The organism is Caballeronia sordidicola (assembly GCF_000729995.1).
GTDB classification, from domain to species: domain Bacteria; phylum Pseudomonadota; class Gammaproteobacteria; order Burkholderiales; family Burkholderiaceae; genus Caballeronia; species Caballeronia sordidicola_A.
The window spans coordinates 149,520-170,901 of record NZ_JNFG01000202.1 but is presented as its reverse complement, the minus strand read 5'-3'; the positions used below and the strand labels follow the sequence as shown (position 1 = coordinate 170,901).

The following is a 21,382-nucleotide window of genomic DNA, read 5'->3' as shown; positions in this document are numbered from 1 at the left end:
TTCAAGCGCAAAACGACTCGATCAGCGCTGCCACCCGCTCCGGCTGATCGTGATGAAGCATATGGCCGGCGTGATCGACGACCTCCTCGCGCCAATCGCTAAACGCCTTGAAACGCTGCTTGAATTCGTCGATTGGAACATCGCCGGCGATCATCGCGAGGGTCGGCGAAGCGAGCGCCTCGACGTGCAGGACCTTTGCCTGAACCTTCGACCAGACGGCCATCACCTCGTCCAGCCGGTACAGCAATGGCCCACGCATTTTGTGCGCCGGATCGGCGAGCAGATGGAAACGGCCGGTATCGTCGGAATTGGCCCAGTGCTGCGCCAGAAACCGCGCTTTCGCCAGTGGCAGACGCGAATTCGTACGGATCAGCCGCTGGGCGACGTCATCGAGCGTGGCGTAGGTGTTGAGCGTTGGCGGCGCGTGCAAATCGTCCAGCCATTGCGCAAGCCGTGCGGGCGAACGCTCTGCCTTGGTGGCTGGCATGCCGAATCCCTCGAGATCGACCACGCGCCGCACCCGCTCCGGCCGCACGCCTGCGTACAGGCAGACAACGTTCGCGCCCATGCTATGGCCGACCAGGTTCACCGGCTCCCCTCGCAGCGACGCCGGCGCGTAATGGTCGAGCAGCGCATCCAGATCCGCCAGATAGTCCTGGAACCAGTAATGGCCGCTCTTGCCTTGCGCGACCGGCCAGTCCGACAGCCCGAAACCGCGTGCATCGGGCGCGATCACCTGCCAGTCAGCGGCCAGCGCATCGACGACGAATTGAAACGACGCCGAAATATCCATCCAGCCATGCAGCATGAACAGTGTGGGTGCGTCGGGCGATCCCCATCGGCGCACGTGCAGTCGCGTGCCGCGCGTGGTGATGAATTCGGAAACGGGCGTTTTGAGAGAGGTCATCGCGAAATCGGGGCCGTTTGAGTGGAATCGATGTCATCCAGACCCGCCAGCGCGCGTAACTCGGCTTCATCGAAACCGGCGTCGCGACGTGCTTCGAAGTTGAACGGACCGCGAAGTTTGGGGGCGTGATATTGATCGGCAAGTTGCGCGTAAGTGGCGTGCGGATCGGCACCGGACTCGCTGCACAGGTGCCGGAACCAGTGATTGCCGATCAGCACGTGGCCGATTTCATCGTTGAGAATTACATCGAGAATGGCCGCCGATGTGTGGTCGCCCGCTTGAGCGAGGCGGCGGCGAATCGGCGGAGAAGCGTCCAGGCCGCGCGCCTCCAGCGTGCGCGGCACGAGCGCCATGCGGGCAAGCACGTCGCCACGCGTGCGCTCCGCCATCTCCCAAAGGCCGTCGTGCGCGGGAAAATCGCCGTACTGATGGCCGAATTCCGCCAGACGCGCGCTCAGCAACGAAAAGTGGCGCGACTCCTCGGCGGCGACCTTGAACCAGTCGCGATAAAACGCGTCAGGCATTGAAGAGAAGCGCCAGACGGCATCGAGCGCCAGGTTGATCGCGTTGAATTCGATATGCGCGAGCGCGTGCAGCAACACCGCCCGCCCCGCGTCCGACTGCATGCTGCGGCGTTTCAGCGATGACGGCGCAACCAGTTCCGGCGTCGTCGGGCGGCCGGGCAGATCGAGTGGATCGGAAATGTGGGCAGTGGTGTCGAGGGTGGTGTCCCCGAAAAGCAAACGCTCGTAGAACTGCTGGGCAGCGCTCGCCTTGGTGACGGGATCGCGCTCTCGGAGCAACGCCAGCGCGGTCGGACGCACGCTGGTGGACGCGGAGTAATCGAGCTGTTCGGACATGATTCCAGAGGTGCTTTGGGTGACTTTTGCGGTGCTTATGAACGGTAACGATTGATCGGCAGCACCGCCGGCGCGCCGCCGCCCGGGCAGGCCGAGTCAGAAACGCCAGTTTTGAATTCCCGGTTGAGAACCTGTCGATCAGGCTCGTAAAAAGGCGGCCCGCGCGTCGCTTTTGCGCAACCGGCTAAAATAGCACTTTCCACGGAAGATTTTTGGCTTGAGGCGCGCCCCGGCCGCAGTCTATAGCATCGTTTCAATCCGCCTGAAATCGCTTGAGATTTAAATTTCATCGGATTTCATCCGATTTGTGCCGGTCACGCCGGCGCCCCAGGCCAGTCGGTCAATCCGCGCTCATCGCTCACATCAAGCCTCACAGGAGACAAAGTGGCAATCTATAAGCTCGGCGACGCAGCCCCGACCATCCACGAAAGCGTCTTTGTCGCTGATACGGCGACCATCATCGGCCGTGTGACGCTGGAAGAAAACTCGAGCGTCTGGTTCGGCGCCGCGCTGCGCGGCGACAACGAGCCCATCGTGCTCGGCCGCGGCAGCAATATCCAGGAAGGCGCCGTGCTGCATAGCGACCCGGGCTTTCCGCTGACAATTGAAGCCAACGTGACGATCGGCCATCAAGCCATGCTGCACGGCTGCACGATCAAGGAGGGTGCGTTGATCGGAATTCAGGCCGTGGTCTTGAATGGTGCGGTAATCGGCCGCAATTGCCTGGTTGGCGCGGGCGCCGTGGTCACTGAAGGTAAAACCTTCCCCGATAACACCCTGATCCTCGGCGCACCCGCGAAAGCCGTGCGCGAGCTCACGGAAGCCGATATTGCCCAGATGCAGGCGGGGACGCGTGGTTACGCGGACCGTCGTGAATTTTACAAGGCGCAACTCGTGCGGATCGGCTGAACGCCGGTCGACACGCATTACGCCATCGATCAAAGGACCCAAGCGTGGTTAACGACCAGCTTCAAAAATTCATGTTCAACGCGGCGCCGGTGCGTGGCGAGATCGTCTCGCTGCGCGATACCTGGCAGGAGGTGCTCACGCGCCGCTCGTACCCCACGCCCGTGCGCAACGTGCTCGGCGAAATGATGGCTGCGTGCGCCCTGCTGTCGGCCAATCTCAAGTTCGACGGCACGCTCATCATGCAAATTTACGGCGACGGGCCGGTGACCATGCTTGTCGTGCAATGCAATTCGGATTTGTCGCTGCGGGCAACCGCCAAGCTGGCTGAGTCCATTGAAGGCGCGAGCGAAGCACCAGTGCCAATCACCGATGACATGACGCTCCCCGACCTGCTCAACCGCAACGGCCAGGGCCGCTGCGTGATCACGCTCGATCCGCGCGACAAGAAGCCTGGACAGCAGGCTTATCAGGGCATCGTTCCGTTGAGCGGCGAGCATGGGCCGCTGGCGTCGATGGCGGAAGTGCTTGAACACTACATGCATCACTCGGAGCAGCTCGACACGCGCATGTGGCTCGCCGCAAACACCGAGCGCGCCGTGGGCATGCTGTTGCAAAAGCTTCCCGGCGATGGCGGTATCGTTCCGCATCCGGGCGAACACGACGCCGATACATGGCAACGCGTGTGCCATCTCGGCGGCACGCTGTCGAACGAAGAGTTGCTGAAGGAAGAGCCGGAGGTGGTATTCAAGCGGCTCTTCTGGCAAGAAAACGTACAGCATTTTGAACCGGCGCAAGCGCGTTTCGAATGCACGTGTTCGCGCGAGAAGGTGGGCGGGATGCTCAAGATGCTGGGACGTGGCGAAGTGGACAGCGTGGTTGAAGAACGCGGCAGCGTGGAAGTGCACTGCGAGTTCTGCAACCAGCGCTACGAATTCGATCCGGTGGACGTGGCGCAACTTTTTGTGGCCGGAGAAATCTCCCAAGGTGTAAGCCCGGCTCCCGATCAACGGCATTGAGTTGGGACTGAGCTCGCGCCGTCTTTCTGTCACTGTAACAAGACGTCGCAGGATCGATGTTTGCCGTGCTGCGGCATGTCATGATTCGCTTCCGCTAAGTGTCCGGCCCGCTGGAGGTCGAAATGAATTCCTTGGGATATGTATCGAAAAAACTGATTGTGGCGCTGTCCGGCGCGACGCTGCTCGCGCTTGGCGGATGCATGATGGATCCGCCGGGGCCCTCGCCCATTTACAGTCGCTTGCCGGCCGCGCAGAACCAGGCGCAGCAGCCGCTTTCGCAGGCCGAGCAGCAGCGCTATAACCAGATCGACCGGCAAGTGCTGGCTGAGCAGCAGCAGGCAATGGCCGCTGAAGCAGCGGCCCAGGCTTATTCGCAGTACTATCGCGCGCCAGTCACGGTGTACGGCGGATATTCGAGCGGCGGCTGGGGTAACCGATGGGGAACAGGTTTCGGCTACGGATACCCGGGATATTGGTAACGCCTCGGACGCTCGTGGTTAGCTGCAACGCGGCGGTAGTAAAAAAAGCTGTTTCAACATGAGTTGAAACAGCTTTTTATCTTTTGCCCGGATTGACACGCTGCGCGCTAACCGCCCGGCTTCTTCTTGGCCGCGTCCATCTTGTCCTTGGTCGCTTGCCGTTCGAACGCCCGGCGCTCTTCCTTCGAGCGCGACACCGGATTAGGCACGACCCGCAACGGCGCGGCGGACACTTGCCCGCGCGTGGAAGCACTCGATTGCGCATTCACCGAGTTGGCAGGCGCCGGTGAATTCGGCGAGACGAACTGCACGAACACCTCGCTGTCCTTCATCATGCCCATTTCGTAACGCGCCCGTTCTTCAACGGCCGATGTACCGTTCTGCAAGTCCGCCACTTCTCCCTGCACGCGTTCGTTGCGCAGTTTCAGGTCAGCGTTTTTCTTTGTCTGGTTGACTAGTTGCTGCTGCAGTTCGTGGACACGTAACCAGCCGCCGTGTCCCCACCACAGTGGATACTGGATCATCGCCAGCAGCAGGATCAGAACAAAGGTGACAATCCGCATTTAAGAGGCGAGGAAAACGCTAACACTTCAACAAAATTTGGCGCTGCCTCGGATTCAGGAGAACTCGAGGCAGCGGACTGGATAAATCAACGGGCCGTCCGGACTAACTAACGTCCAATCCGCCCGAAGCTTTAGCGCAGATTGTAAAACGCCGACTTACCCGGATAGCTAGCGATATCGCCGAGATCTTCTTCAATGCGCAGCAACTGGTTGTACTTCGAGACCCGGTCGCTACGCGACAACGAACCTGTCTTGATCTGACCGGCGTTCAGGCCGACCGCGATATCTGCAATTGTCGAATCTTCCGTTTCGCCCGAACGATGCGAGATGACCGCAGTGTAACCCGCGCGCTTCGCCATTTCGATTGCCGCAAAAGTTTCCGTCAGCGTGCCGATCTGGTTGATCTTGATCAGGATCGAGTTGGCGATGCCCTTGTCGATGCCTTCTTTCAGGATGCGCGTGTTCGTCACGAACAGATCGTCGCCCACGAGCTGGATCTTCTTGCCGAGTTTATCGGTGAGAATCTTCCAGCCGTCCCAGTCGCTTTCGTGCATGCCGTCTTCGATCGAAACGATCGGGAATTTATCGGCGAGTGTGGCGAGGTAATCCGTGAATTCCGCCGACGACAACTGCAAACCCTCGCCCGCGAGCTGATATTTGCCGTCGTGGTAGAACTCGCTTGCAGCGCAGTCCAGGGCAAGCAAAACGTCTTCGCCCGCACGGTAGCCGGCCTTCTCGATCGCCTGGACGATGGTCGACAGGCACTCGTCGTTGCTGCCGAAGTTCGGCGCGAAACCGCCTTCGTCACCCACGGCTGTGCTCATGCCACGATCGCTCAGGATCTTCTTCAGCGCATGGAACACTTCAGCGCCGCAACGCAGTGCTTCGCGGAAGGTCGGCTGGCTGACCGGAACAATCATGAACTCCTGAATGTCCAGGCTGTTGTTCGCGTGCGCGCCGCCATTCACGATGTTCATCATGGGAACGGGCAATTGCATGGCGCCCGAGCCGCCGAAGTAACGGTACAGCGGCAAGCCGGCTTCTTCGGCTGCAGCCTTCGCCACGGCCATGGAAACAGCCAGCATGGCGTTTGCGCCGAGGCGTGACTTGTTGTCGGTGCCGTCGAGTTCGAGCAGGGTTTTGTCGAGGAAGGCTTGTTCCGATGCATCGAGGCCCATGATGGCTTCGGAGATTTCGGTATTGATGTGCTCAACTGCCTTCAACACGCCCTTGCCGCCGTAGCGGCCGGCTTCGCCGTCACGCAATTCGATCGCTTCGCGCGATCCAGTGGATGCGCCCGACGGCACCGCAGCGCGGCCCATCGTGCCGGACTCCAGCAGGACGTCACATTCGACGGTGGGATTGCCTCGCGAGTCGAGAATCTCGCGACCGATGATATCTACGATAGCACTCATGGTTTCCTCAAGAAATGACGGTGAATCAGGTCAGACAGCAGGTCGGTGTTTAACATCTCGCCAGTACGCGCACGCCTGGCTTCAGAGGCCTTCTACGACCATCATGTTCAATTCTGCTGCGCCCGCTCGCACGTGGCGCGCCGCTTCGTATTGAGCGGAGTGATTCCATTTTGTGGCCGGCTCGTCGTCAACGAATCCGAGTACGGCCGGGTCGGGCGCGTTGATCCTCCCAACGCTTCGCTCCTTCCTCCGCGCACCAGAAACTTACCACCGTATGCTTCATCGCCTGCAATGACAACGGTTCAAACGTGGCGAATTTTATCGGGGTCAGTAACGTTCGCGTTCATGAAGACGTAACCTTCTTCATGACACCCCCACCGGTGCTTGGCTGATGTGGATGCTTAAGCGGGCACCCGCGCTGAAATACACGCGGCGCCCGCAGCGTCCTTAACTGAAATCGTTCTCGAGAAACGGTCCGCGCTTCACGGCCCGATCCAACGCGACGAGTGTCTCCAGCAGTGCTTCCATTCTGTGCAGCGGTACGGCGTTGGGACCGTCGGACTTCGCGTTCGCCGGGTCCGGATGCGTTTCCATAAACACGCCCGCAACGCCTGTTGCAATGGCTGCACGCGCCAGCACCGGCACGAATTCGCGCTGGCCGCCGGAACTCGTGCCCTGCCCGCCCGGCAACTGGACGGAATGCGTGGCATCGAAGACGACGGGTGCATTGGTTTCCCGCATGATCGCGAGCGAGCGCATGTCGGAAACCAGATTGTTATAACCAAACGACACGCCACGCTCGCACGCCATGAACCGATCGTCGGACAAACCGGCTTCGCGGGCGGCGTCGCGGGCTTTGTCGATGACGTTCTTCATGTCGTGCGGCGCGAGAAACTGGCCCTTCTTGATGTTGACCGGTTTCCCCGAACGCGCGCACGCGTGGATGAAATCAGTCTGGCGGCACAGGAACGCGGGCGTTTGCAGCACGTCCACGACCGACGCAACCGCTTCGATCTCATGCTCCGAATGAACGTCGGTGAGAACTGGCAAGCCAAGTTGCTTCTTCACTTCGCCGAGAATGCGCAGGCCTTCATCCATGCCAAGACCGCGGAACGACTTGCCGGAACTGCGATTGGCCTTGTCGTACGACGATTTATAGATGAACGGGACGCCCACTTTCGCGCAGATTTCCTTGAGACGGCCGGCGACGTCGATGGTCATTTGCTCCGACTCGACTACGCACGTGCCCGCGATCAGGAAAAACGGCTGGTCGAGACCGACTTCGAAATCACACAACTTCATGCTTGCGCTCCGACAGAAACCGCCACGGCCGGCGCGGGCGCGTGTTCAGCAGCAATGCTCGCCACGCCGTTCGCCTTCAGCGCCAGATGATGCGCGCGTGCCGCTTCAACGAATTCCTTGAACAGCGGATGGCCATCGCGCGGTGACGACGTGAATTCCGGGTGGAACTGCACGCCGACGAACCACGGATGCATGGCTTCCGGCAGTTCCATCATTTCCGGCAGATCTTCGCTCGGCGTGCGCGCGCTGATGACCAGCCCGCCCGCCTCGAGTTGCGGCACGAAGCGGTTGTTCACTTCATACCGGTGCCGATGGCGCTCGTTCACATCCGTACCGTAGATACGCGCAGCCATGGTGCCCGGCTTGATCGGACATTTTTGTGAACCCAGGCGCATTGTGCCGCCCAGATCCGATTCTTCCGTGCGCTTTTCTACGCGGCCTGCGCGGTCATACCATTCGGTAATGAGCGCAACAACCGGATTCGTCGTCGATGAATCGAATTCCGTGCTGTTCGCATCGGCCAGTCCGGCAACGTCGCGAGCAAATTCGATCACGGCCAGTTGCATGCCGAGGCAAATGCCCAGGTACGGCGTCTTCGATTCGCGTGCGTATTTGATCGCCTTGATCTTGCCTTCAGTTCCACGCGCGCCGAAACCGCCCGGCACGAGCACGGCGTCGAGATGTTTCAGGCCGGCTACGCCGTCCGTGTCAATCTGTTCGGAATCGATGTACTCGATGTTGACCTTCGTCGACGTATGAATGGACGCGTGCTTGAGCGCCTCGATCAGCGACTTGTACGACTCGGTCAGTTCCACATACTTGCCGACCATGCCGATGGTAACTTCGTTCTTCGGGTTCTCGAGTTTCTGGACGAGACCGGCCCACATGCTGAGGTCGGCGGGTTTCGCGGTGAGCTTGAGCTCTTCGCAAATGATGTTGTCCAGACCCTGGTCGTGCAGCATCTGCGGAATCTTGTAAATGCTGTCCACGTCCCACACCGAAATGACTGCGTCTTCCGGAACATTGGAGAACAACGAGATCTTCGCGCGTTCGTCGCCCGGAATCGGACGGTCCGCGCGGCACAGCAGCACGTGCGGCGAAATGCCAATTTCGCGCAGCTTCTGCACGCTATGCTGCGTGGGTTTCGTCTTGAGCTCGCCGGCCGTTGCGATGTACGGCACAAGCGTCAGGTGCACGAAACACGCGCTATTGCGGCCGAGGCGCAGGCTCATCTGGCGCGCGGCTTCGAGAAACGGCAGCGATTCGATGTCACCCACCGTCCCGCCAATTTCCACGATAGCCACGTCAGGCTCGCCGCATGTGGCCGCAGCCGCGCCACGTTGCAGGAACGCCTGGATTTCGTTGGTGATATGCGGAATGACCTGAACCGTCTTGCCGAGATATTCGCCCCGGCGTTCCTTGCGGATCACCGACTCGTAGATCTGACCGGTCGTGAAGTTATTGGCCTTGCGCATCTTCGTGCTGATGAAGCGCTCGTAATGGCCTAAGTCGAGGTCCGTTTCCGCACCGTCTTCCGTCACGAATACTTCCCCGTGCTGAAACGGGCTCATCGTGCCGGGGTCGACGTTGATGTAGGGATCGAGCTTTAAGAGGGTGACTTTCAGACCGCGCGATTCGAGGATCGCTGCGAGGGAAGCGGCGGCAATACCCTTGCCGAGGGAAGACACTACGCCGCCGGTGACGAATACATATTTGGTCATCGCTAGGTGCTCGCGGGAAAAACGGATTATACCCGAAAGACGCCCCATAACCCAGAGCGGGAGGGACGCGCGTTGGGAGCCGATTTATCGTGAGCAGCGGGTTTCGATCACGTGTTTATTGGCGGCCTGAATGGGCTTTGAATGGTGTCTTGCCGTGATTTGCCTTGAGATTTGTTACGCCCGTAGCCCGTTAAGCGTGCGCTGCAATGCGCGCGCTGTTTCCACCGGGTGCTCCATGGGGAACAGATGACTGCCCTCGATCCATTCGAAATGGCCGCCCACAATACACCGCGTCATCTCCAGCCCGACGTGGCGGACTTCCTTCGAATGCGTTCCCGCAATAAACCCGACTGGCACCGGCACGCCGTGCGCGACGCGCGCACCCAGCGTGCGCGGCAAGGTCTTGTAGATGCGGAATTCCACCTCTCGATCGAAAGCGAGCTTGCGCTGGCGGTTGATGCCGGCAGCTTCGTTAATACCGCCGATCCCATCTCCATTACCCGCTTCCGCCGGAATCGCGAAATCGATGTAATCCGACAGCATCCGCTCGTCCCAGCGGGCGAACGCGGTTTTCGCGTGAAAGTGACGCCATGCGTCTTCCCTGCTCGGCCAGTGCGTGCGCCGATTTTTAGTGGCGGCGGCAGGCGAAAGCCGGGTATCGAGCCCCGTCCATTGCGATAAACGCAGCAAATTGCTGCGCCAGCCGGCGATCACCGGCGAATCCAGCATCACCACGCCTTTCACCCAATGCGGCCGCTTGAGCGCCGCCATCAGCGAGAGATATCCGCCCAGCGAATGCCCGACCAGCCACACTTTCACGTCGGCCGGGCGCCTGGCGTCAATGTCTTCGAGCAATTGATCCACCAGATGCGGCCAGTCGCGCGTAACGGGGAAACGCGGATCGTGACCAAACCGTTCGACGGCTCGAATCTCATAGTCGTCGGCGAGTTCGGCGAAGATCGTCCTGTATGTCGATGCCGGAAATCCGTTCGCGTGCGAAAAATGCAGGATGTCTTTCAAGCGGCGTGCCCTCTTTATTTGCAACGCTCTTTCCAGCGTCTCATTTTTAACGTTCTTAGTGTTCGACTCACCGTCCCATCCAGTAACGCGCGTGAGTCTGCCTGAAACGATCGATGGACACCTCCGCCGACACCTCCATGCGCGCCGCACCGTCTTCGTCGCTGCGCGATAACTCGATATGTCGTAAGCGATACCGCTCGAAAACCGTCGGGTTCGGATGGTTAAAACGGTTGCGGTAGCCTACCTGAAATACCGCGACGCGCGGACTCACGGCGTCGAGGAAAGGCTCGGTAGACGACGTCTTGCTGCCGTGATGCGGCACGATCAGTACGTCGGCCTGGAGCGAGGCAGGTTCACCTTGCCCGAGTTGAAGCAACTGGCGCTCGACGTCGGCTTCAATGTCGGCGGCCAAAAGCGCCGAACGCCCCGCCGCGCTCGTCACTTTCAGCACGCATGACGTCGCGTTAGGTTTGGCAGCGAGCGGCCCGGCCTGTGGCCACAGCACGTCGAACATCACGCCGTCCCACTGCCAGCGCTGCCCCGCGACGCAGCGCAGCAAAGCGCTGCCGTGCTCCCGTGCCGTCATCCACAACCGCTCGCGCGGCTGCAGCGACGCCACGAATTGCCGAACCTGAATGCTCTCGAGCACCGCGGGTGCACCGCCCGAGTGATCGGAATCCGAGTGGCTGATCATCAGCGTATCGAGCGTGAAGAGGCCATGGGCGAAGAGATACGGCACGACAAGCCGTTCTCCCGCGTGCGTGGATTCGGGGCCCGGACCCGCATCGAAGAGCAAGGTGTGATGCGTGGTTTCGATGACGATAGAAGATCCCTGGCCAATGTCGAGCGCCGTCACGCGAAACGCGCCGTTCGGAGGCGCTTGAGAGATGGGTAGCGCCAGCGGCAACCAGGTAAGCGGGGCGGCGAACCGCAGCGGCCAGCCGCGCGGAGCGAGCGCCCATATCACGCCGAACGCCGCTGCCGTCAGCGCAAAACCGTCCGGCTGCGGCAAACGCCAGAGCGTCCATGCGGGTCCAGACAGGTGGGCGAGCGCGTCGAACATCGGGGTCAGCATGCTATGGGCCGCGCGGTAGGCAAATACGTCAAGTGGTGCCGGCAGCAAGACGGCCGCGAGCACGGTCGGCGTAACGAGAAAGCTGATCCAGGGAATGGCGAACGCGTTGGCCAGCGGCCCCAGCAGTGGAATCTGGAAAAACCAGTACGCGGTGAGCGGCGCGAGTCCGAGTGTGATTGCGTACTGCACGCGCGCACTGGATGCGATCCCGCGCCCAAAGCGCCGTGCCGTCGGTCTGAGCCACGCTAGAGAGCGAACCCGGTCTCGCCCGATCACGTCGCCAAGCCGGTCGCGGATGTGGCGGCGTGGTTGAACTCCGGGCTCATCGCCCGGTTCGCTTGCGGTAGGATCTTCGTCTGCCTGAGGCGCCGCGAACTCCTCCGCGAAGCCGACAGAGGCCTGCCGCCCACGCGACGCGATCGCAAACAGGATGGCCGCCACGGCACAAAACGACAACCAGAATCCCGCTGCCGTCACCGCCCACGGATCGGCAATCAGCACCAACGCCAGCGCCCACGCGAGCACCAGCGAAGACGCCGGCCGGCGGCCACTCAGCACAGCGAGCGCGACGAAGCACAGCATCCACATTGATCGTTGCGCGGGGACGTTGAATCCAGCGAGCGCCGCGTAGAAGGCCGCGAATACCGCCGCACCGGCCGCTGCCGCTTTTTGCGCCGATACGATCAGCGGCGCAGGCGCCCCGCGCCAGCGCAAGCGCCGCCATAACCCGCCGCTCAAGAGCGCCGCGAGCCCCGCGACAAAGCCAATATGCAGTCCGGAAATCGCGACCAGATGACTCGTCCCGGTCGCACGCAGCAAACTCCAGTCAGCGTCGCTGACCACGTCTTGAGCGCCTGTTGCCAACGCCACTACGATTCCTCGATGCGCAGCGCCATCAAGTGCAGTTAAAACCCGCTCGCGCAACCGCGCACGCCAACGATCGATCGTCAGCGCGAAGCCGTGTGCGTCGATGGGCAAACGCCGAGCCGCGCCCGGCGCGGAAACGTAACCGGTCGCTCGAATGTTGCGGGCGAGCAGCCCCACTTCGGTATCGCGGCCGCGAAAATTCGCATTGCCATGCGGACGTTTTAATCGCGTGACCAGCGTCCATCGTTGACCGGCCCAAAGAGCAGGCGGCGGTGTGGCCGCAGGACCGCGTTTTGAGGCACCCATCGCCATCCACGATAGTTGCACGACACGCGGGAAGTTCGTCAACGCGGCATCGTTCGATTCGACTTCAAACAGGAACCGTGTGCCGTCCGCGCCTTGCATTGGCAATCCACGCACGAATCCGGTCAACTCGATGTTGCGGTTCTCGAATGCAACGGGCAATACGCGTTGCAATCGCGTGTCAGCACGCCAGGCGGCGTAACCAAAACCGATAATCAACGAAGCAGCAATCAGCGATACCAAGCGAAGCTGCGGAAAACAAACCGCGAGCGCGCAGGCAAGTCCGAGCAGGAGCAAAAGCGCCCACAAAACAAGGGCGCTGGGCAATACAGCCTGCTGTTGCAAACACACGATTCCCAACGCAAAGCCGATCAAGATAGCTCGCACGCACGCTCCTCAAAAACTCGACGCGAGCGCAGACGCATCGAAGGAAAGAGCTGCCCTTCAATGCCTGCAATCGAACCAATACGAGGAACTGATTATGCGGAGATAAGACCGAGCCGGGGCAGCGCGGCGTGCGCGTTGGCCGTTGTGCCTACAGAAAGCGTCTCTTCGTCAATGCCGCGCAATTCTGCAAGCACTCGCGCGATGCCTGGCACCTGATCCGGCGCATTTCGATGCTTGTAAAGCCATGACGGCGCAATATCGGGCGCGTCGGTTTCGAGCACAATCGCGTCCAGCGGCAACTCTGCGGCGAGACGTCGAATCTGGCGAGCGCGTTCGAAAGTCAAATTGCCGCCAAAACCCAGCCGCATGCCGTGCGCGATAAACGCTTCCGCCTGCTGGAAACTGCCGTTGAACGCGTGCGCAATACCGAGTTTGACGGAGAACACACGCAGGCCCTTGAGCACTTTGTCTTGGGATTTACGCACATGGCAAATCACCGGCAAATCGAACTCGCGTGCGAGCTTGAGCTGTTCGTTATAGAAGAAAGTTTGGCGCGCATCGTCGAGGCCGGGCACGAAATAGTCCAGCCCGATCTCGCCGATACCTACGAACCGCGGATCGCCCATACTCGCGGCAATCTGCTCGCGCAGCACGCGCAAATCGTCATCCCGCGCACGCGGCGTGAACAACGGGTGAATGCCGAGCGCGTAAGCACCGCCTTCAATGCGATGCGCAAGCGCACGCACCCGCTCGAAATTCTGGCGTTCCACACCCGGAATCACGATCCGCGAGACACCCTCTTTCAACGCCGAAGCCGCAACGTCATCGCGGTCGGCATCGAATTCGGATGCATCGAGATGACAGTGCGTGTCGATCCACATGCAAGGCCTCCAGCATTCCAGCGATCGTCCAGCGGTTATCGAGCGACTAGACAGGTACGACCGGCTCCTCGAACAATACGCCGTCACGCAAGCGCATGATGCGGTCGCAGCGCGCGGCGAGATCGGGATCGTGCGTGACAATCACGAAGCTCGTTTCGAACGTCTGCGACAACTCCAGCATCAAATTGAACACCGTGTCCGCGGTGGCGCCGTCGAGGTTGCCGGTCGGCTCATCGGCGAGCACGCATGCCGGGCGTGTGACCAGGGCGCGGGCAATCGCCACACGCTGACGCTCGCCGCCAGACAATTCGCCCGGCCGATGTTTAGCCCGATGGCCAATGCCCACGCGATCGAGCACGGCCATGGCCTCCTTGCGTGCGTCAGCTTCGCTCATGCGGCGAATGCGCAGCGGCATCGCTACGTTATCGAGCGCGCTGAATTCCGCCAGCAAATGGTGAAACTGGTACACGAAACCAAGCGCACGATTACGCAATTCGTTGCGTTCGCGTTCACGCAATGCGGTGAACGGCTTGCCTAGCAGCGAAACCTTGCCGGCACTGGGTTCATCGAGGCCGCCGAGCACGTGCAGCAGCGTGCTTTTACCCGACCCCGACGCGCCGACGATCGCCAGTTTCTCGCCGCGGCGGACCTGCAATTCCGCGTTGTCCAGCACTTGCACGTTGAAGCCGCCCTGCACGAACGTCTTCGAAATCGCCGATGCCTCGAGCACGATGTTGCCGTTGTTATCACTCATAGCGCAACGCCTCCGCCGGGCGAACCTTCGCGCCGCGCCAGCTCGGATAGAGCGTCGCGAGCGATGACAATCCGAATGCGATCAGGCCGATCCGCGCGACGTCGGCGGGGACGAGTTCGGACGGCAATTCGCTGATGAAATACACGGATGGCGGCAGGAACTGCACGCCAAGCAAATGCTCGATCATCGGCACGAGCCACGGAATGCTCCACGCGATAAGACACCCCAGCGAAACCCCGATCGCCGTGCCGATAAAGCCAATCGTCACGCCCTGGATCACGAAGATCTTCATGATCGAACCGGGTTGCGCGCCAAGCGTCCGCAAAATGGCGATGTCCGCTTGTTTGTCGGTCACGGTCATCACCAGCGACGACACCAGGTTGAACGCCGCCACCGCAATAATCAGCGTCAGGATAATAAACATCATGCGTTTCTCGATCTGCACGGCCGAAAACCAGGTCTTGTTCTGCTGCGTCCAATCGCGGATATAGAGGTCGCCGGTGAGCGTTCGCGACAGTTGCCGCGCGACTTCCGGCGCACGCTGCATGTCCTTCAATTTCAGGCGCACGCCCGTGGGCGCCGGCAGCCGGAATAGCGCCTGTGCGTCGGCGATGGAAATCAGCGCCAGCGTGGAGTCGTATTCGTAGTGCCCCGACTCGAACACGCCGACCACGGTGAACTGCTTGAGCCGCGGCAACATGCCCGCAGGCGTGATCGTGCCTTCCGGGGCGACCAGCGTGATCTTGTCGCCCGTCGTCACACCCAGATTGGTCGCCAGATCCGCGCCCAGCACAATGCCGAAGCCGCCCGGCACGAGATCGGTGAGCTTGCCGCCCCGCATCTCCTTGCCGATATCTGACACCTGCGGTTCCAGCGACGGCTCCACGCCTCGCAATGCCACGCCGCTGACCGCGCCTTGTCGCGTCAATAGCGCTTGGGCGTCCACGTAAGGCGCCGCGCCGATCACTTCCGGATTCTTGCGCGCTTCCTGCGCGGTCAGTTGCCAGTTGGGCATGGACCCGGTCGGCGAGAATATTTCGACGTGCGCGAGCACGGACAACATGCGGTCGCGGACCTCTTTCTGGAACCCGTTCATTACCGAGAGCACCACGATCAGCGCAGCAACGCCAAGGGCGATACCAGCCATCGATACCAGCGCGATAAACGAGATGAAACCGTTGCCGGTGGTGCGTTTGCCGGCGCGGGTATAGCGCCAGCCGATCTGCCATTCGTAGGGAAGTTTCAAGCGATTCCTTTTCAGCGTTCTAACGTTCTTCGATGCGTTCTTCAATCGTTACATCGCGCATCCGGCGCACGGCTGTTTTTTGCAATCCACGCGCCCGCGAAGAGCGCGACCGATGACTTGCGCCATTGTCTAACTCGAGCCAGTCTGCCCGGGTGGCAATCACAACACCTTCTCAATCCTTACCGCATCGATCTGGCGCGAGCGGGACGCACCGATCCGTCTGCGATCAAGCGCGAAGTTTGCCACACAATTCTTAGCCGCTCCTTTAGCCCGCGTGACGCGGCGGAGCGAAAAACGATGGCGCAAGCCACCATGCTGGCCATTCGGACGACTTCCCACGCCCGTGCCTCAGTTCATACTCGCTTGACTCACCCACACGGCAATATCCCCTCAAAAACTCAGCCTCAGCCGCTGCGACGGTTCATCGCTATAACCATTGACGTATTACGCAAAACGTAATACGATGAAGATAATGATACAAACGTTCCGATGCAAGGACACTCAAGGACTGTACGAAGGCGAAACACCAAAACGATTTCGGGCAATCGCTGATGTCGCGATCAGAAGGCTCTCGGCACTGGACTCTGCCGTGGAAATACGAGATCTGAAGTCACCGCCAGGCAACCGGCTCGAATCTCTTTCCGGTGACCGGCGCGGGCAGCTCAGCATCCGGATTAACGGCCAATGGCGCGTTTGTTTCAAATGGACGACGAAGGGTCCTGTCGACGTCGAAATCATCGACTATCACTGAATGGGGAAGCACATGTCCAAAAACGGCATGCGTCCGGTTCATCCGGGCGAGATCTTGCGGGAAGATTATCTGGTTCCGCTCGAAATGAGCGTGAACGCCTTGGCACTGGCGTTGAACGTGCCGGCTACGCGTCTGCATGAAATCGTGAAGGAACGGCGCGGCGTCACGGCCGACACCGCTTATCGCCTAGCACGCTACTTCGACTCAACGCCCGAATTCTGGCTGAATCTCCAAGCCATGTATGACCTGAAAACATTGCCAACGCGCAGTGAAATCGATCGCAAGGTTGAACCGCGTGAGTTGTCGCGCGTGTGATGGGTCAAGCCGGGCAATAAGGGAAAAGGAGCTGCGCGCGGGCTCCGGGTGTCGTTGCATACCTTGGGGCAAGGCTTTCTGAGTTGGGGCAGCGAACGGGGGCAGCGAACTTACCCGCGAGCGATGGAACCCGCGCCGGCCTGCACCACGCCAGCCCGGCCTAGGCTTTGACGCGGTCCAGGACCCACTTTCCGTGTCCGGCAGCTGTCCTCGCATGACTCATTGCTTGCGGCGGATCTGTCAGGTAAAGCAAACGAGACAAAGGGGGAGGCCCCCGGAAAATGGCGGGTCCTTTGCCATACAATGCGCAGCATCATGCCCACACCCAAGCTCCCAGACCTTCACCTTCTCCTGCCGTTCGCGCTGCCATCGGCTGCGGACGCCGCCACTGCGCTGCACGAACTGGACCGCCCCGCGCTCGACCGGCTGCTCGCCCGGGCGACGCTCAATGAGCGCGTGATCGGCGAGGATTTCCAGCGCACGCTGCCGCATGAACGCTGGATCGCGCAGCAGTTCGGCGTGGTCAACGAGGCGCCCGGGCAAGCCACCGACGAAGCGCCGCTCGCGCCCTATATGTTGCTCGCCGACGGCGGAACGCCCGGTGAGACCATCTGGGCATGCGTCGAACCGGTGCATGTGCGGATCGCCCGTGACCATCTGGTCCTGATCGATCCGGCAACTCTGGGTATGGACAATCACGAAGCCCGGACGTTATTCGATGTTGTCAAGCCGCTGATAGAAGACCTCGGACTGATAATTCAGGCGCCGCAACCGGCACGCTGGTACGTCGCCGGACCGAATCTCGGCACGCTGGCAGGCGCGTCGCCGTTGCGGGCGAGCGGGCGCAACATCGAGATCTGGTTGCCGCATGAAGCCGGCACCGGCGAGCGCTCACGCGCGTGGATGAAGCTGCAGAACGAAGTGCAGATGGCGTGGTTCGAACATCCGCTTAACGAAGCGCGTGAAGCGCGTGGCTTGCCCTCGATCAATTCGATCTGGCTGCACGCGCAAGGCGCGCTACGCGGCGTGACGAGCCCGTTCGCGCAGGTGATGTCGAACGCGCCGGCCACACGCGGCCTTGCACTTGCCGCCAATATCGTGCCTCAAGCGCCACCGGTCTCTTTCGCCGCTTTTATGGCTTCAACAACGGCCAGCAATGGCCGTGCGCTTGTCGAACTCGATCCGTTTTCCGCACCGTTCATCGAACAGGATTGGGCGCGCTGGAACGACGCGCTCGGCACGCTGGAGCACGACTGGTTCGCGCCCGCCCTCGCCGCGCTCGAAAATGGCACGCTCGGCACATTGCGCCTCACGCTGTGCAGCGACACCGGCTCTGTGTCGCTGACCGTCACGCGCGGCGCGTTGCGCAAATTCTGGCGACGGCGTCCGATTGCGGCATTGCTTATCGAATGAACGAAGCGAATGAACGAACCGAGTAAACAAAGCGAATGAAACGAATGAACACAGGCCTGTCCGCATGACCCGAATCGTCACCCGTGCACCCTCTCCCGCCGATGCCGCTATCCTCGTACGGCATGGCGTTCATCCTGTCATTGCGCGTCTGTACGCGTCGCGTGGTGTGTGTTCGCCGGAGGAGATCGAGACCGAACTCAAGAAATTGCACGCGCCCGTCGGGCTGAAAGGCTGCGATGAAGCCGCCGTCGTTCTCGCCGACGCGCTCGCAGCGAAACGCCGCATGCTGGTCGTCGCCGATTACGATTGCGATGGCGCCACCGCGTGCGCCGTTGCCGTGCGCGGCTTGCGAATGTTCGGCGCGCAGATCGACTATCTGGTGCCGAACCGGTTCGAATACGGCTACGGCCTGACGCCTGAAATCGTCGCGCTGGCCGCGAGCCGGGCGGGCGGGAAGCCGGATCTGCTGATCACCGTGGACAATGGCATTGCGAGCGTCGATGGCGTCGAGACCGCGAATGCGTTGGGTATCGACGTGCTGGTGACCGATCACCATCTACCCGGCGATGATCTCCCGCCCGCACGCGCGATCGTCAATCCGAACCAGCCGGGCTGTATGTTCGAGAGCAAGTGCATCGCAGGCGTGGGGGTGATCTTCTACGTGCTGCTCGCATTGCGGGCGGAGTTGCGTCGTCGCAATGCTTTCACCACCGACGCGCCTGAACCGCGTCTGGACGGCCTGCTCGATCTGGTTGCGCTCGGCACGGTCGCCGACGTCGTGAAGCTCGATCCGAACAACCGGATCCTGGTCGCGCAGGGCCTGAAGCGAATTCGCGCGGGTCGGATGCAACCCGGCATTGCGGCGCTGTTTCGCGCGGCCGCGCGCGATGCACGCGCCGCGTCGGGATTCGATCTCGGTTTTGCGCTGGGGCCGCGGCTGAACGCGGCGGGACGGTTATCGGATATGTCGCTTGGGATTGAATGCCTGATCACCGATGACATCGGCCGCGCATGGGAACTGGCACAGCAACTCGATTCGATCAATCGAGAGCGGCGTGAAATTGAAGCCGGCATGCAGGAACAGGCGCTGGAAGAACTGGCGAGTATCGATCCGGCGGATTCCGCGACCCTGACGCTCTTTAATCCGACGTGGCATCAAGGCGTGATCGGGATTGTCGCGGGACGGCTGAAGGAGAAGTTTCACCGGCCGTCGTTCACGTTTGCTCATGCCGATGAGAGCGGGGTTTTATCGAAGGGATCGGGGCGCTCGATTCCGGGGTTTCATCTGCGCGATGCCGTCGATCTGATTTCCAAACGCGAGCCCGGGATGATCGTAAAATTCGGCGGCCATGCGATGGCGGCAGGGATGACGATTTTCACCGCTGACATTCCGCGGTTCACCGCGGCGTTTGAAGCCGTCGGCCGCGAGTGGTTGACGTCGGACGCCTTGTCGCGCGTGGTGGAAACCGACGGCGAGCTCGAAGACGCTTATTTCACGCCACAGTTTGTCGAATTGATCGATGGCGCGGTCTGGGGCCAAGGCTTTCCTGCGCCAGTATTTTCCGGGGAGTTTGAAGTGGCGTCCCAGGCGCTCGTCAAGGACAAGCATTTGAAGCTGCAATTGCGGCGCGGGCAGCAACGGTTCAACGCGATCTGGTTTAATCACACGGAAACGCTGCCGACGCGCACCGTCGTGGCGTACCGGCTGGTTTCCGACACATGGAACGGGGTCGCTCGGGTGCAGATGATTGTTGAGCATGCGGTTGGGTGAAAGTACAGGAAGGTGTCCAAGGCGCCCGGTCGCGACCGCCCGCCAATGCACCCCTCTCGCTAAGCTATAATTTCCCTCCTAGCCAAAAAACCTGAAAACGATCAAATGGAAGCGGAACGTCTAAACGCAATCGAGAACCTCCTCGCCGACCTGCGCCGTCGCGCTGGCGAGCTCCGGGGGTATCTTTGACTATGACGCCAAGGCCCTGCGTCTTGACGAAGTCAACCGGGTACTAGAAGACCCGAACGTCTGGAACGACTCGAAAAACGCCCAGGCCCTGGGCCGCGAGAAAAAGCTCCTGGACACCGTCGTCACGACCATCACGGACCTCGATAACGATCTGCGCGACACGCAAGATCTCTTCGACATGGCCCGCGAAGAAAACGACGAAGAGACGCTCGTCTCATGCGAAGCGGACGCGGCAGGACTCGAAAAACGCGTTGAAGACATGGAATTCCGCCGGATGTTCTCGAACCCGGCCGATCCGAACAACTGTTTCATCGATATCCAGGCCGGCGCCGGCGGCACGGAAGCGTGCGACTGGGCGGCAATGTTGATGCGCCAGTACATTCGCTACTGCGAACGCAAGGGTTTCAAGACCGAAGTCCTCGAAGAATCCGACGGCGACGTGGCCGGTATCAAGAGCGCGACGATCAAGGTGGAAGGCGAATACGCCTACGGTTTCCTGCGCACGGAAACGGGCGTTCACCGGCTCGTGCGCAAGTCGCCCTTCGATTCATCGGGCGGACGCCATACGTCGTTTTCATCGATCTTCGTGTATCCGGAAGTCGACGATTCCATCGAAATCGATATCAATCCGGCCGACATTCGCACCGACACGTATCGCGCATCCGGTGCGGGCGGACAGCACATCAACAAGACCGATTCGGCCGTGCGCCTGACTCACGCGCCCACCGGGATTGTCGTGCAGTGCCAGAACGACCGCTCGCAACACCGCAACCGCGCCGAAGCCATGCAGATGCTGAAAGCGAAGCTGTACGAGTTCGAAATGCGTAAGCGCCAAGTCGAGAAAGACAACCTGGAAAACAGCAAGACCGACGTGGGCTGGGGTCACCAAATCCGTTCGTACGTGCTCGACAACAGCCGTATCAAGGACCTGCGCACGAACGTGGAAATCAGCAACACGAAAGCGGTGCTGGACGGCGACCTGGACGACTTCATCGGCGCAAGTCTCAAACAGGGCGTTTAAGGAAAACTCGAGCGAAATTCGAGCAAACGGCGCGGCTTCAGTAACACGCCGCCGCGCCAACCGCATCGTTTCGACGTTGCTTCGTTCACGGCAATCCATCGCAGCATTGCTTCGCTACCATTGCGACCTTCTGTGTGGCCTGTGTTTCTACGCTGGGTTTCAACACTCAGGTTCACGCAGCGAAACTCAAACAACCTGGTTGCAGCATCAGGCCCAA

At 60.8% G+C, this 21,382-nt stretch carries 21 protein-coding genes; 8 read left to right on the top strand and 13 right to left on the bottom strand.

Features of this window, described 5'->3' with window-relative positions; translation table 11 throughout:
- Position 1: 1 nt before the first annotated feature.
- Genes FH08_RS0141040 through FH08_RS52290 form a run of 3 tightly spaced genes read right to left on the bottom strand, consistent with a single transcriptional unit; the run spans position 2 to position 2,057 of the window.
- Positions 2-907: an alpha/beta fold hydrolase gene (locus FH08_RS0141040; protein WP_031363919.1), complete on the bottom strand. Its 906-nt coding sequence runs from the start codon at positions 905-907 to the stop codon at positions 2-4.
- A complete protein-coding gene (locus FH08_RS0141035) occupies positions 904-1,767 on the bottom strand; it encodes a ferritin-like domain-containing protein (protein WP_051888924.1) in 864 nt (287 codons plus the stop codon). The genes FH08_RS0141040 and FH08_RS0141035 overlap by 4 nt, the downstream gene beginning before the upstream one ends.
- A gap of 35 nt (positions 1,768-1,802) precedes the next feature.
- Positions 1,803-2,057, bottom strand: coding sequence for a hypothetical protein (locus FH08_RS52290; protein WP_152603048.1), 255 nt, complete (start codon positions 2,055-2,057; stop codon positions 1,803-1,805).
- 94 nt (positions 2,058-2,151) lie between these two features.
- On the opposite strand from FH08_RS52290, the gene FH08_RS0141030 reads away from it, so the two are divergent.
- From FH08_RS0141030 to FH08_RS0141020, 3 genes are all read left to right on the top strand, one after another.
- A complete protein-coding gene (locus FH08_RS0141030) occupies positions 2,152-2,676 on the top strand; it encodes a gamma carbonic anhydrase family protein (RefSeq protein WP_031363917.1) in 525 nt (174 codons plus the stop codon).
- Positions 2,677-2,720: 44 nt separating this feature from the next.
- Positions 2,721-3,692, top strand: coding sequence for an Hsp33 family molecular chaperone HslO (locus FH08_RS0141025; protein ID WP_268810844.1), 972 nt, complete (start codon positions 2,721-2,723; stop codon positions 3,690-3,692).
- 122 nt (positions 3,693-3,814) lie between these two features.
- Positions 3,815-4,171: a hypothetical protein gene (locus FH08_RS0141020; RefSeq protein WP_031363915.1), complete on the top strand. Its 357-nt coding sequence runs from the start codon at positions 3,815-3,817 to the stop codon at positions 4,169-4,171.
- Between the two features lie 107 nt (positions 4,172-4,278).
- On the opposite strand, the gene ftsB is transcribed toward FH08_RS0141020, so the two are convergent.
- From ftsB to FH08_RS0140975, 10 genes are all read right to left on the bottom strand, one after another.
- Complete coding sequence (ftsB, locus tag FH08_RS0141015) at positions 4,279-4,734, bottom strand: cell division protein FtsB (protein ID WP_031363914.1); 456 nt, start codon at positions 4,732-4,734, stop codon at positions 4,279-4,281.
- Positions 4,735-4,865: 131 nt separating this feature from the next.
- Complete coding sequence (gene eno / locus FH08_RS0141010) at positions 4,866-6,149, bottom strand: phosphopyruvate hydratase (RefSeq protein ID WP_031363913.1); 1,284 nt, start codon at positions 6,147-6,149, stop codon at positions 4,866-4,868.
- 81 nt (positions 6,150-6,230) lie between these two features.
- Positions 6,231-6,374 (bottom strand): DUF1330 domain-containing protein, encoded by a 144-nt coding sequence (locus FH08_RS54540; protein WP_081889760.1) that lies wholly within the window; start codon positions 6,372-6,374, stop codon positions 6,231-6,233.
- 222 nt (positions 6,375-6,596) lie between these two features.
- A complete protein-coding gene (gene kdsA, locus FH08_RS0141005; RefSeq protein ID WP_031363912.1) occupies positions 6,597-7,451 on the bottom strand; it encodes a 3-deoxy-8-phosphooctulonate synthase in 855 nt (284 codons plus the stop codon).
- Positions 7,448-9,172 (bottom strand): CTP synthase, encoded by a 1,725-nt coding sequence (locus FH08_RS0141000; protein WP_035568580.1) that lies wholly within the window; start codon positions 9,170-9,172, stop codon positions 7,448-7,450. Before FH08_RS0141000 ends, kdsA begins: the two co-directional genes overlap by 4 nt.
- A 174-nt stretch (positions 9,173-9,346) precedes the next feature.
- Positions 9,347-10,192 (bottom strand): alpha/beta fold hydrolase, encoded by an 846-nt coding sequence (locus FH08_RS0140995; RefSeq protein ID WP_031363910.1) that lies wholly within the window; start codon positions 10,190-10,192, stop codon positions 9,347-9,349.
- Positions 10,193-10,259: 67 nt separating this feature from the next.
- A complete protein-coding gene (locus FH08_RS0140990; protein ID WP_031363909.1) occupies positions 10,260-12,824 on the bottom strand; it encodes a DNA internalization-related competence protein ComEC/Rec2 in 2,565 nt (854 codons plus the stop codon).
- A gap of 92 nt (positions 12,825-12,916) precedes the next feature.
- Entirely contained in the window at positions 12,917-13,705 is a 789-nt protein-coding gene (locus tag FH08_RS0140985; RefSeq protein ID WP_031363908.1) for a TatD family hydrolase, read from the bottom strand.
- Positions 13,706-13,751: 46 nt separating this feature from the next.
- On the bottom strand, positions 13,752-14,459 hold the full coding sequence (lolD, locus tag FH08_RS0140980; protein WP_031363907.1) for a lipoprotein-releasing ABC transporter ATP-binding protein LolD: 708 nt from the start codon (positions 14,457-14,459) through the stop codon (positions 13,752-13,754).
- Positions 14,452-15,705: a lipoprotein-releasing ABC transporter permease subunit gene (locus FH08_RS0140975; protein WP_031363906.1), complete on the bottom strand. Its 1,254-nt coding sequence runs from the start codon at positions 15,703-15,705 to the stop codon at positions 14,452-14,454. The genes lolD and FH08_RS0140975 overlap by 8 nt, the downstream gene beginning before the upstream one ends.
- Positions 15,706-16,168: 463 nt before the next feature.
- On the opposite strand from FH08_RS0140975, the gene FH08_RS0140965 reads away from it, so the two are divergent.
- The 5 genes from FH08_RS0140965 (at position 16,169) to prfB (ending at position 21,165) form a co-directional block, all read left to right on the top strand.
- Positions 16,169-16,456: a type II toxin-antitoxin system RelE/ParE family toxin gene (locus FH08_RS0140965; protein WP_035568578.1), complete on the top strand. Its 288-nt coding sequence runs from the start codon at positions 16,169-16,171 to the stop codon at positions 16,454-16,456.
- Positions 16,457-16,468: 12 nt separating this feature from the next.
- Positions 16,469-16,771, top strand: a complete 303-nt coding sequence (locus FH08_RS0140960) for a HigA family addiction module antitoxin (RefSeq protein WP_031363904.1) — start codon at positions 16,469-16,471, stop codon at positions 16,769-16,771.
- Between the two features lie 303 nt (positions 16,772-17,074).
- Entirely contained in the window at positions 17,075-18,184 is a 1,110-nt protein-coding gene (locus FH08_RS0140955; RefSeq protein WP_031363903.1) for a hypothetical protein, read from the top strand.
- 64 nt (positions 18,185-18,248) lie between these two features.
- Positions 18,249-19,955, top strand: coding sequence for a single-stranded-DNA-specific exonuclease RecJ (gene recJ, locus FH08_RS0140950; RefSeq protein ID WP_031363902.1), 1,707 nt, complete (start codon positions 18,249-18,251; stop codon positions 19,953-19,955).
- Positions 19,956-20,060: 105 nt separating this feature from the next.
- Positions 20,061-21,165, top strand: a protein-coding gene (prfB, locus tag FH08_RS0140945; protein ID WP_152603047.1) for a peptide chain release factor 2 whose coding sequence is annotated in 2 segments (ribosomal slippage) — positions 20,061-20,141 and positions 20,143-21,165 — 1,104 coding nt in all. Because the reading frame shifts where the segments join, the coding sequence is not laid out codon by codon here.
- Positions 21,166-21,382 lie beyond the last annotated feature (217 nt).